This is a genomic window from Rhizobium bangladeshense (assembly GCF_001662075.1).
Classification (GTDB): domain Bacteria; phylum Pseudomonadota; class Alphaproteobacteria; order Rhizobiales; family Rhizobiaceae; genus Rhizobium; species Rhizobium bangladeshense_B.
In genome coordinates, this window is sequence record NZ_LYPL01000004.1 from 379929 (window position 1) to 391999 (window position 12071).

Sequence of the window (12071 nt, forward strand, 5' to 3'; positions counted from 1 at the left end):
CCCCTTTGATCGGTCGTTGCAGCGGCAGTTTTCCCGCGTCGCTTGCGCGTATCTTCACAAAAGTTAGCGCGCCCAAGATTGATCCTCGTCAAAGACCCGCTAGCTTTTCGACCTATACCTGTGCCGGCCCTCGTGGGAAACTTATGGAAGTCCAGTAGAATGGTATCACAAACGCTAAGCAGCGCCACGTGGCGCACTTTGGTGCTGTTGCTAACAGCGATCGGCGTCGCGATTGTCCTGCTGTCAACTCCGTCTTCCGCAGGCGATCTCCCGGCCTATCTACAGAAAGTTCAACCCAGCGAACTGTTCGATGGCGCCGAGCGATTCGGTGAACCGGTGGGCGAGCCGCCGATCGCACCGGTCTACCGGGGCACGGAGATGGTCGGCTACGCCTATCTGACGTCGGACTTCACCAGTTCCACCGGCTACTCAGGCAAGCCGATCCATATCGCCGTCGGCATCGACGCCTCGGGCGTGGTGCGTGGCATCAAGCTTATCGACCATCATGAGCCGATTGTCTTGATCGGCATCCCGCAGGCAAAAGTGGTTGCGGCGTTGAACTCGATTATCGGCAAAAATCTTGGACGGGTAGCGGCGGGCGAAGATCGGCCTCCGCAGGTCGAGATCGTCAGTGGCGCTACCGTAACCGTGCTGGTCATGGGCGACAGCGTAATCCGCTCCGCAGTCAAGCTCATCCGCAGCAACAGGTTGCATCCAGACGGCGCCGCAGACGCCAAACCTCTGGCCGATGTGAAAGCTCTGGACCTCGCGAAGACGAATGTCAGCGACTGGCAGACCCTGTTGGGTGACGGTTCGGTCCGCAGCCTCCGGCTCTCGGTCGGAGAGGTTTCGAAAGCCTTTCAGGATGCCGGGCATGAGGACGCCGCGTCCCATCCGGAAACATCAAATCCGGAGGACCGCTTCATCGATCTCTACGTCGCGCCGGTCAACGTCCCCTCCATCGGAAAGACCCTTCTTGGGGACGCCGGCTACCAGCGTCTTCAGACCCGCCTGCAGCCGGGGCAGTCCGCAATCATCGTAGCCGGCGACGGGGCCTACTCCTTCAAAGGATCCGGTTACGTCAGAGGAGGCATATTCGACCGCATCGAGTTGCTGCAGGACGGACAAGGATTGAGGTTTCGGGATCGCTACCACACCCGAATCTCCGCGCTTGCAGCCGCCGACGCCCCGGATCTGAAGGAAATCGCGCTCTTCGTGGTACCACCTGAATTCGCATTCGACGTCACGGAGCCGTGGGAACTCCAACTGCTGGCGCAGCGAAGCAGCACTGGCGCCCGCGACAAGTCGGTCATCCCGTTCAATGTCGGATATACGCTGCCTTCGCAATATTACAACGTGACCAAAGCCGCCGCTCCGTCGCCACCGGTCGTGGTGCCGGGCGAAGCGGCGAACGAAACGGACGAACCGCCGTTGTGGATGCGCATTTGGAGCCTCAACCGCGTCAACATCGGCGTCACCGCAGGCGCGCTTCTCGTTTTGACGGCAATCTTCTTTATCCAGGACTGGCTCGTCAAGCGGCCGGCGCTCTTCGCCTGGGTGAGAAACGGCTATCTGGTATTCACCCTGGTCTGGCTAGGCTGGTATGCCAACGCACAGCTATCCGTCGTAAACGTCCTGACATTCACGAACGCGCTGATCACCAATTTCAGTTGGGAGTTCTTCCTCGCGGCGCCGTTGATCTTCATCCTCTGGGCAGCGGTCGCGGCGGGGCTGCTGTTCTGGGGGCGCGGCCCGTTTTGTGGCTGGCTATGTCCTTTCGGCGCGCTGCAGGAGCTGCTGAGCAATATAGCCAAGCGCCTCAAAGTGCCCCAGATCAAGCTGCCATGGGGTCTTCATGAGCGCCTTTGGCCAATCAAATATATGATCTTCCTCGGGCTGTTCGGATTGTCGTTCTATTCGATTTCCTACGCCGAGATGGCGGCCGAGGTCGAGCCTTTCAAGACCGCCATCATTCTGAAGTTCGTCAGGGACTGGCCTTTCGTCGTCTTCGCGGCCGCGCTGCTTTTTGCAAGCCTCTTTATCGAGCGCTTCTATTGCCGGTACCTGTGCCCGCTTGGAGCCGCCCTCGCGATACCAGGTAGAATTCGCATGTTCGAATGGCTGAAACGCTACCCGGAATGCGGCTCGCCCTGCCAGCGCTGCGCGAAGGAATGTCCTGTCCAGTCTATCCATCCCGAGGGCCAGATCAATGTCAACGAATGCATCTACTGCATGCATTGCCAGGAACTCTACCATGACGATCACCGCTGCCCGCACATGATCCAGGTCCGGCTGAAGCGCGAGAAATTCATGGCGCTTTCCACGCCGGAGTCACGCGGCGAAAAACCACCAAGAACGGTCGTCACCCACAACGGCAAACCGATCGAACGAGCTTAATCGGCAATGCGACGCTCCGTCGCAACCACAACGAAGGAAAAGAAGCATGTCAACGGAAGACAATCAGCGGCGCTTCAACAGACGCCAGCTACTCGGGACGACGGCGATGGCCGCTGCCGCCGGAGCGGCAGCGGCCGGCGGCGCCCTCAACTTTTCAGGCGGGATCGCCTCTCCGGCGATGGCAGCGGAAGGGCGTCGCCAGACCTCGGAGGTCAAGCCCGGAGAACTTGACGAATATTACACGTTCTTCTCCAGCGGCCAAAGCGGGGAAGTCCGCATCGTCGGCGTCCCCTCGATGCGTGAAATGATGCGCATCCCGGTCTTCAATCGCTGCAGTGCGACGGGATGGGGCCAGACCAACGAAAGCCGGAAAGTCCTGACCGAAGGACTTCTTCCGCAGACGGTAGAATTTCTCAAGGACCAGGGCGGCGTCTACCACAACGGCGATCTGCACCATCCGCATCCCTCGCAGACCGACGGCACCTACGACGGACGTTACCTCTATGCCAACGACAAGGCCAACACCCGCGTCTGCCGCATCCGTCTCGACGTCATGAAATGCGACAAGATCATCGAACTCCCCAACCAGCATACCGTCCACGGTCTGCGCGTCCAAAAATACCCCAAGACCGGCTACGTATTCTGCAACGGCGAGGATGGGGTTCCGATCCCCAACGACGGAAAGATCCTGGACGATCCCAAGAGCTATCAGGCTGTTTTCACTGCAGTCGATGGGGAGACGATGAAAGTCGCCTGGCAAGTGATAGTCGACGGAAATCTCGACAACGTCGACGCCGACTATCAAGGCAAGTACTGCTATTCGACCTGCTATAATTCCGAAGGCGGCGTCAATCTCGAGCAGATGATGGGTAAAGACCAGGACTGGGTCGTGGTCTTCAACTTGAAGCGCATCGAGGAGGCGGTCAAAAGCGGCGACTACAAGGAAATCAACGGCGTCCCCGTCATCAACGGGCGTCATGGGTCGCGGTACACGCGATACATCCCTGTCTCGAACGGACCGCACGGCATGAACACCGCGCCCGATGGAATTCATGCGGTCGCCGCGGGCAAGCTCTCTCCGACGGTCACCGTTTTCGACGTTCGCAAATTCGACGATCTTTTCGACGACAAGATCCAGCCGCGAGACACGGTGGTCGCAGAACCTGAACTTGGCCTCGGTCCGTTGCACACGGCCTACGACGGTCGAGGCAACGCCTACACCACCCTCTTCATCGACAGCCAGATCTGCAAATGGAACATAGAGGATGCCAAGCGCGCATTCGCCGGTGAGAAAGTCAATCCGATCCGTCAGAAGCTCGATGTCCACTATCAGCCGGGGCATAATCACACCTCCATGGGCCAGACTAAGGAGGCCGATGGCAAATGGCTGATTTCTCTAAACAAATTCTCGAAGGACCGATATCTGAACGTCGGCCCGCTGAAGCCGGAGAGCGACCAGCTCATCGACATCTCTGGCGAGGAGATGGTTCTTGTCCACGACAATCCGACCTTCGCCGAGCCGCATGACGCGACGATCGTACATGCCTCGAAGATCAACCCAGTCAATCTCTGGAGCCGCGACGATCCATTCTTTGCTGATGCGGTAGCTCAAGCGAAGAAGGACAATATCGATCTGATGACGGACTCCGAAGTGATCCGCGATGGTGACAAGGTCCGGGTCTACATGACGTCTTCCGCGCCTGCCTTCGGCCTGGAAACTTTCACCGTCAAGGAAGGCGACGAGGTGACCGTCTTTGTCACGAACATCGACGAAGTCGAGGACCTGACGCACGGCTTTGCGATCGTCAACTACGGCATCAATATGGAGATCGGGCCACAGGCGACCTCTTCCGTCACCTTCAAGGCAAGAAAGGCTGGCGTCTATTGGTATTACTGCTCGTGGTTCTGCCATGCCATGCACATGGAGATGAAGGGTAGAATGCTCGTCGAACCGAAGTCGGCATGATGCGGCAAGCTGCAATCGCTACCATGGCGGCCCTCTGGGCCGCCATCAGTTCAGACGCCTCTGCCGGGGATCGGATCGTCACGCCTTCCGAAGGACTGAGCCTGGCGGCGATCGTCGATCAGGCCGCTGCGGGTGACCGAATCATCCTGCGTGCCGGCAGTTATGTCGGGCCGCTGACAATCAATAAGCCGGTGACCTTACAAGGTGACCTTGGCGCTGCCATAGTCGGAACGGGCCGGGGAACGGTCGTAACGATTAACGCGGCGGACGTCACGTTGCGCGGCCTCGAAATCCGGGGATCGGGCACAGATCTTGAAACGATGGACTCCGGCATCTTCGCAACTGAAATCGCGAAGGGGGCGGTCATTGAGGACAACGTCGTAGCGGAGAACCTCTACGGCGTTTACATCCATGGCGCGGAGGACTCGATGACACGCGGAAACCGGATCGTCGGCATCAGGGAGGGCCGACTCAGCGAAGCGGGAAACGGCGTGACGGTGTGGAATGCTCCGGGAGCGAAAGTCGTCGGAAACGACATCAGCTTCGGTCGCGACGGCATCGCCACTAACGCCAGCAAGCGCAACGTCTTCAGCGAAAACCGCTTCCACGACCTTCGTTTCGCCATTCACTACATGTACACCAACGACAGTGAAATCCGCGGCAACGTCTCGGTTGGAAACGTGGTGGGCTACGCCATAATGTTCTCGAGCCGGCTGAAGATCGTCGACAACGTCTCAGACGGCGACCGTGATCATGGAATCCTCCTGAACTCCGCCAACAGCTCGTTAGTCCGAGGAAACACCGTGCGCGGGCGGCTGCAGCCGGAAACCCGGTGGGCGTCGGCCGGATCGCGCGCCTCGACACACGAGCTGCCTACGGGCGACGGCCAACCCCAGGCCAAGGGAGACGTGGCCGGCTTCGGCCTCGGTCCGGAAAAGTGCGTCTTCATCTACAACGCCAACAAGAACCAGTTCATTGAAAACGAGTTCAACGGCTGCGCGATCGGCATCCATTTCACCGCCGGGTCGGAAGGAAACACCATGAGCAGAAACTCCTTCATCAGCAACCGCAACCAGGTGAAATATGTGGGATCCCGCTATCTGGACTGGTCGGAGAAAGGCCGCGGCAACTACTGGAGCGACAATCCCGCCTTCGACCTTGACGGCGACGGCATTGGCGACAGTCCGTACCGACCCAACGATCTCGTGGACAAGGTTTTGTGGACGTCGCCGCAGGCGAAGATCCTTACGACAAGCCCTGCCGTCCAGCTCATCCGCTGGGCCCAGGCCCAGTTCCCCGCCCTGCTTCCTGGCGGCGTGGTCGATAGTCATCCATTGATGGAACGGCCTATTCCACCGGGAGTTCGCCAATGAGGAAACCTACGGTCGTCCTATCGGGCATAGCCAAGCGCTACGGCAACGTCGAAGCGGTCAAGAATGTCTCCTTCACGCTCAACGAGGGCGAAACGGTGGCGCTCGTCGGCCACAACGGGGCAGGCAAGACCACGCTGATCAAATTGATGCTCGGCCTCATCCGCCCGTCGGGCGGCAGCATCAACGTCATGGGAGAGGATCCGGCGGCGGGCGACGTCGCCGTTCGCAAGAAACTCGGATACCTGCCCGAAAGCGTCGCCTTCCACGCCGCCTTGACCGGCCGCGAAACAATCGCCTTTTACGCTCGGCTGAAGCACGTCGGTCCCTCAAATCCGCTGGAGCTTCTGGAACGTGTCGGACTCGGCGCCGACGCCGCCGACAGACCTGTCCGTACCTATTCGAAGGGAATGCGCCAAAGGCTCGGGCTGGCGCAGGCCCTCCTTGGGGAGCCGCGCCTCCTCCTCCTCGACGAGCCGACGAGCGGCCTCGATCCGGCGTTGCGGCGCAGGTTCTATAATCTCTTGAGCGAACTCCGTTCGAAGGGCACCACGATACTCGTGTCGTCGCACGCCCTGACCGAACTCGAAGACCGGGCCGACCGTTTGCTGATCGTCAACAAGGGCGTGGTCGTCGCCGATGGGACGATGGACCATTTGCGCGGTCTTGCGCGATTGCTGACCCGCGTCAGTGTGAAATTCGCCGCTGGGGCGACAGTTCGGAGCTTCACGAACGGACGTGCCGCCTGGAGGGCAACGGAGGACGGCAGACTGGAGGCTGATGTGGCGATGGAAGACAAGATCGCCCTCCTCAAGGAAGTTACCACCTGTCCCGATGACATCGCGGATCTTCAGGTCACCGAACCTACTTTGGATGATCTCTACGCACACTTCCTCGGCGCCGGAAAGATAACTTCATGAAGAACGTGATCATCATCGCCTCGAAGGAAATTCGCGAGGGCCTTCGAAACAGGTGGGTCCTCGCGACAACGCTTCTCCTGGGAGCGCTCGCCTTGACCCTTTCTTTTCTCGGCAGCGCGCCGACCGGAAATGTCGGAACAGATCAGCTCGACGTAGTGATCGTCAGCCTTTCCAGCCTAACCATCTTCCTGGTGCCGCTGATCGCACTCCTTTTGTCCCATGACGCGATCGTAGGCGAAATGGAACGGGGCACCATGCTTCTGCTCCTCAGCTACCCCGTAGGGCGAAACCAAGTGATCCTGGGCAAGTTTCTCGGACACATTGCGATTCTTTCCTTCGCGACGCTTCTTGGCTATGGGGCTGCCGCCGTCGCACTGGCGGCAACCGGAGCGAAGATCGATGCGACGAGCTGGACGGCTTTCGCAGCTATGCTGGCGTCATCGATCCTTCTGGGCGGCGTGTTCGTCGCGATCGGCTATCTCGTCAGCGCGCTTGCAGGTGAACGCAGCACCGCGGGAGGCATCGCCATCGGGGTGTGGCTGTTCTTCGTTCTCATCTACGACATGGCGTTGCTTGGCACGTTGGTCGCCGCAGGTGGACATGCTCTTCCAGCGGGGCTGCTCGACGCTCTTCTTCTCATCAATCCGACAGACGCCTACCGCTTGCTCAACCTCGGATCTGGAAGCGCAGGAGCTCTTTCCGGCATGGGAGGCGTGGCGGAGCACACCATGCTTGGCACCACGACCTTGCTGACTGCGCTTGCTCTCTGGACCGCTGGTCCGCTTGCACTTGCCGCCATGACATTCTCCAGGAGGGAACTATGAGGACCGCGTTCTTGGCTTTGGTTTTCCTGTGCACGCTGTTGCTTGGCGGATGCGAAGAAAAGGGGGAGGCTGTCCCTCCCGCTCCGTTCGCGCTCACGACGGAAGCGATCGGCAGGTACTGCGGGATGAACGTCCTCGAGCATGCCGGACCAAAGGGTCAGGTCATCCTCGACGCACAGATTGGAGAGCCTATCTGGTTCTCTTCGGCGCGCGATACATTGGCCTTCACGATGCTACCAGAGGAACCGAAGGACCTCGCGGCGATCTACGTTTCCGACATGAGCAAGGCTCCAAACTGGGAGAAGCCCGGCGCGGACAACTGGATAGACGCTAGAAAAGCCTTCTACGTCATCGGCAGCTCGCTTCGCGGGGGCATGGGCGCCGAGGAGACGGTGCCGTTTTCGACGAAGGAGGCGGCAACGCTGTTCGCGGGCGAGCACGGCGGCAGCGTCGTTGCATTCGCCGACGTTCCCCGCGAATACGTGTTGGGAGCCGGTGCGGAGATCGGCACGGAAGCCCCGGCCGGTGAAGACAAAAAAGTGGAGGCACATGAACATGGCTAGGACCTTCAGTCGTCGTCGCGCCATCGCCATCTTTGCCGCGGCGGCCGGACTGCCCTTGTTGACGCGCGCTGAGGCCGCCGCTCGTCCTCTGACTTGGAGCGGACAGGCTCTTGGTGCGCCGGCGACGATGATCCTGAACCATCAAGATCCAGTCGAGTCTACACGTCTTGTCGCCCTGGTCGTCGCGGAAGTTTCCAGGCTGGAGAAAGTGTTCAGCCTCTACCGCGACGATTCCGCCCTGACCGAATTGAACAAGGTGGGCGCCTTGGTCGCCCCTCCCCAGGACCTGGTGTCCTTGCTCCAAAGGAGCCGTGGTTTCTGGGAGGCGACAGGCGGCGCCTTCGATCCCACGGTGCAGCCTCTTTGGAAGCTCTATTACCGACATTTCTCCGCGATCGATCCGGACCCGGCCGGTCCCGCGCAAGCGGAGGTCGCCTCCGTGCTGAAACGGGTCGACTTCGAAGGCGTCAAGTTCAACCGTGACCGGATCGTCATGCGCCCCAACATGGCGCTCACGCTCAATGGAATCGCGCAGGGCTACATCACCGATCGCGTCGTCGACATGCTTCGCAACGCTGGAGTGACGAGCTGCCTCGTCGACATGGGAGAGGATCGGGCGATTGGCTCCCGACCGGATGGAACCCCGTGGCGCATCGGCCTGGCCGAAGGAGAGGACGATCGTCCCGATCAAATCCTGAACATCGTCAACAAGGCCGTGGCGACATCAAGCGCCGCCGGTTTTCACTTCGACGAGGCGGCTCGTTTCGGCCATATCCTTGATCCGCGAAGCGGCGGCACGCCTCGGCTCTATCAGCGCGTAAGCGTCGTTGCCGGCGACGCCACCACCGCCGACGCCTTTTCGACCTCCTTCAACGTGCTGGACGAGATCGCCATCCGAAGGATCGCGCGGTCCTCCATTGACCTGACCATCCACGTCGTCGACGAGGCCGGAAACCCCTCGCGCATCGAAAGCAAGGCATGAACGAGTGTCGTAAACAGAGGCTGCGGCGTTGATGCGCGCATGGGCCGTCGTCTCTAATCCCACGGGAACGACGAAGGAGAAGCCGATTAAATCGATTGCAACTCTTGCTCTGGCAGCATCCGCCGCAGTCATCGCTGGTTCGGCGGCTGCGGCCGATTTCGAAGTCCACATGCTGAACAAGGGCGCGGACGGCGTCATGGTGTTCGACCCCCTTTTGACGAAGGTGAAGCCGGGTGACACGGTCACTTTCGTCCCAATCGATAAAGCTCATAACGCCGAGACGGTGAAGGATATGATTCCGGACGGCGCCGCGGCCTTCCGGGGTAAGATCAACGAGACCGTCAAGCAGACGTTCTGCCGGGCGCCTACGTGATCAAGTGTCTGCCCCATTTCCCCATGGGCACGGAGGCCGTCGTCGTCGTGGGTGACGCTCCCGCGAACCTTGATAAGATCAAGTCCGCAAAGCTGCCCAATAAGGCCAGGGAGCGCGTCGACAAGGCGCTGTCGGAGCTCTGACCCATATCCTCATGCGCCAGGTAGTCGGGAGGCCGTCAGCTCATCGTTCTCGTTCGATAAAATCCGGAACTTCAATCTTCACTAATGTTTTCGACATAGGGTTTCTGCAACAGCAGGTGGTGGGTTGATGACATCAGATGATATCGAATGCGAAGTCGGGGCTGGCCGCGCGGCCCTTTCGAGTGTCGCGGTGGCAGCCCCGCCGACCTCGTTGGCGTCACCGGCCATTCCGGGGTTCGACATGGCCGTCGCCGCCAACTTTGCCGACGCAACGAAGCTCGCGCTGATTTCGGTCGATCCGCGCGGCCGTATTCGATTTGTGAACCGGGCGGCCGCCAGTCTTTTCGGCTACGCGCGGGATGAAATGATCGACCAGCCCGTTGAAATCATCATCCCAGAACGCCTGCGCAGCTCGCACGCGCGGGGTTTCGCCCGTGCAATGGCTGGAGAAGAACTGAACCTCGGCGGCAAAGCGGTCGAAGTGTACGCAGTGCGCCGGAATGGCAGCGAGTTTCCAATCGAATTGACACTCTGCGCCTGGCATGACGGCCGCGAAATGGGTGCTGGTGCGGTGATAAGAGACATCACCGAACGGCGCGAGAGGGACAGCCGTCTCCTGCGCCTCGCAAGTCAGGATCAATTGACGGGGCTTCACAATCGAAGCCGTTTTACGGAGATCCTCGAGGGCGAGATGATGGCGGGCGGGCGCTCGACTGTCGTGATGATCGACATCGACGGCTTCAGGGACGTGAACGACGTGCACGGTCATGTGACGGGGGATTCCCTTTTGCAGTCGGTGGCAGTGAGACTGCCGCATAGTCTTCCTGCAAATGCCGAGGTGGCGCGCTTCGGCGGTGACGAATTCGCGGTGCTGCTGCCCGGCGTGAACGACCGGCGGGCCGCCATGGCGTTTGCCCAGGCGATATTGGAATCTTTTGCAAGACCATTTGAAATCGACGGACAGGTGCTGGACCTTGGAGCTAGCATCGGGATTGCGATCGCCGCCGTGGACGGCGGCGACGCCGACGAGGTCGTGGCAAGCGCAGATCTCGCGCTTGCCAATGCCAAGTCGGGCGGCAGGTCGGCCCGTATGTACGAGCCGGAAATGAGGAGCGAGACTAATGAGCGTCGCGCCTTGAGGGATCAACTGCTTCAGGCTCTCCGCGCTCGCCAGCTAGTCCTCCATTTCCAGCCACAAGTCGACATCAGATCCAGAACCATCTTCGGAGTGGAAGCACTGATCCGTTGGCAGCATCCAGAAAAAGGCATGCTGATGCCAGGGACGTTTCTGCCCGCGCTCGCGCAGAGCGCGCTCGCACTTGAGATCGGCTGGTGGACGTTGGACGAAGCCTGCAGGGTCGCCTCGCTTCTTAACGCGTCAAGCAGCCGCTCCATAAGAATGGGCGTCAACCTCTTCCCTGAGCAACTGCAGGCGCCAATTCTTTGCAAAAAGGTCTCGCAGGCTCTGGACAGGCACGGTCTGGCCGCGGAGCTGCTCGAGCTCGAGATAACGGAGACGATTGCCTTGCACAACGACGACAAGTCGCTCGATGCCATGAACATGCTGCGCGACATCGGCGTCGGCATCGCGTTCGATGATTTTGGAACCGGCTACGCGTCGCTCAGTTCGTTGCAACGTTATCCACTTACGAAGCTTAAGATCGACCGCGGTTTCGTTTCAGAACTTGCGACAAAGCCGCGAGACGCGGCGATCACCCGTGCCTTAATCGCCATGAGTCTCGAGATGGGGCTCGAAACGATTGCGGAGGGAATCGAGACGCAGGAGCAGGAGGAATTTCTTCTCTCGCTCGGATGTCCCTCCGCACAAGGCTATCGCTACGGAAAGCCAATGGCTTTCGAAGCTCTTAAAGATTATCTACGCGAGATTTGAAACGCGCCACGGTCCGTTACCACCCTCCGAAGATTCGACCTAGGGTTGGCGACCAAGCAGTCACGGGAAAAGCGCCATCGCGTTTGGTTCCTTCGCGGCGTCCGGCTTTCAAACGATGATCTTATCGATGCTTGACCAAAGTCAAAGAGCGACTTGTAGGGATGTCTTAGGGTCGTCCGCGAGGCCAGATCCGGCCTGCAAAAAGGAGATATGAAAAATGCGTTCGAAATTCGGTCTGATCGCCGTTGCTGCGGTTCTCGTTGCGTCTGCCGCGCCGTCGATGGCCGCCGATCATCAGATTCAGATGCTCAACAAGGGCGCCGAGGGCGTCATGGTCTTCGAGCCTGGGTTCGTCAAGATCGCTCCCGGCGACACCGTCACCTTCGTACCAACCGACAAGAGCCACAACGTCGAAACGTACAAGGGCCTCATTCCGGACGGCGCGGCGCAATTCAAATCGAAGCCGAACGAGGAATTCCAGACCAAGTTCGACGTCCCCGGCGCCTACGTCGTCAAATGCACGCCACATGCCGGCATGGGCATGGTCGCACTGATCCAGGTCGGGGACGCGCCGGCAAATCTCGATGCCATCAAAACGGCAAAGGTGCCGAACCCGGCGCGCAAGCGCCTCGACGCCGACCT

General features: G+C 59.9%; 9 protein-coding genes and 1 pseudogene. All 10 read left to right on the forward strand.

What is annotated here, in order from left to right:
• Positions 1–159 precede the first annotated feature (159 nt).
• The gene (locus A7X77_RS11725) at positions 160–2397 is read left to right on the forward strand and encodes a NosR/NirI family protein (RefSeq protein WP_064683072.1); all 2238 of its coding nucleotides are present in this window, start codon (positions 160–162) and stop codon (positions 2395–2397) included.
• A 46-nt stretch (positions 2398–2443) separates the two neighbouring features.
• Complete coding sequence (nosZ, locus tag A7X77_RS11730) at positions 2444–4363, forward strand: TAT-dependent nitrous-oxide reductase (RefSeq protein ID WP_064683073.1); 1920 nt, start codon at positions 2444–2446, stop codon at positions 4361–4363.
• On the forward strand, positions 4363–5736 hold the full coding sequence (locus tag A7X77_RS11735; RefSeq protein WP_064683105.1) for a nitrous oxide reductase family maturation protein NosD: 1374 nt from the start codon (positions 4363–4365) through the stop codon (positions 5734–5736). The genes nosZ and A7X77_RS11735 overlap by 1 nt, the downstream gene beginning before the upstream one ends.
• Complete coding sequence (locus A7X77_RS11740; RefSeq protein WP_064683074.1) at positions 5733–6653, forward strand: ABC transporter ATP-binding protein; 921 nt, start codon at positions 5733–5735, stop codon at positions 6651–6653. Before A7X77_RS11735 ends, A7X77_RS11740 begins: the two co-directional genes overlap by 4 nt.
• The gene (locus A7X77_RS11745) at positions 6650–7477 is read left to right on the forward strand and encodes an ABC transporter permease (RefSeq protein WP_064683075.1); all 828 of its coding nucleotides are present in this window, start codon (positions 6650–6652) and stop codon (positions 7475–7477) included. The genes A7X77_RS11740 and A7X77_RS11745 overlap by 4 nt, the downstream gene beginning before the upstream one ends.
• A complete protein-coding gene (locus tag A7X77_RS11750) occupies positions 7474–8040 on the forward strand; it encodes a nitrous oxide reductase accessory protein NosL (protein WP_064683076.1) in 567 nt (188 codons plus the stop codon). Before A7X77_RS11745 ends, A7X77_RS11750 begins: the two co-directional genes overlap by 4 nt.
• The gene (locus A7X77_RS11755; protein ID WP_064683077.1) at positions 8033–9022 is read left to right on the forward strand and encodes an FAD:protein FMN transferase; all 990 of its coding nucleotides are present in this window, start codon (positions 8033–8035) and stop codon (positions 9020–9022) included. The genes A7X77_RS11750 and A7X77_RS11755 overlap by 8 nt, the downstream gene beginning before the upstream one ends.
• A 31-nt stretch (positions 9023–9053) precedes the next feature.
• Positions 9054–9538, forward strand: a pseudogene (locus A7X77_RS11760) (pseudoazurin).
• 127 nt (positions 9539–9665) lie between these two features.
• Complete coding sequence (locus A7X77_RS11765) at positions 9666–11429, forward strand: putative bifunctional diguanylate cyclase/phosphodiesterase (RefSeq protein ID WP_064683078.1); 1764 nt, start codon at positions 9666–9668, stop codon at positions 11427–11429.
• Between the two features lie 217 nt (positions 11430–11646).
• The coding region (locus A7X77_RS11770) for a pseudoazurin (RefSeq protein WP_064683079.1) at positions 11647–12071 on the forward strand (425 nt) is incomplete at its 3' end.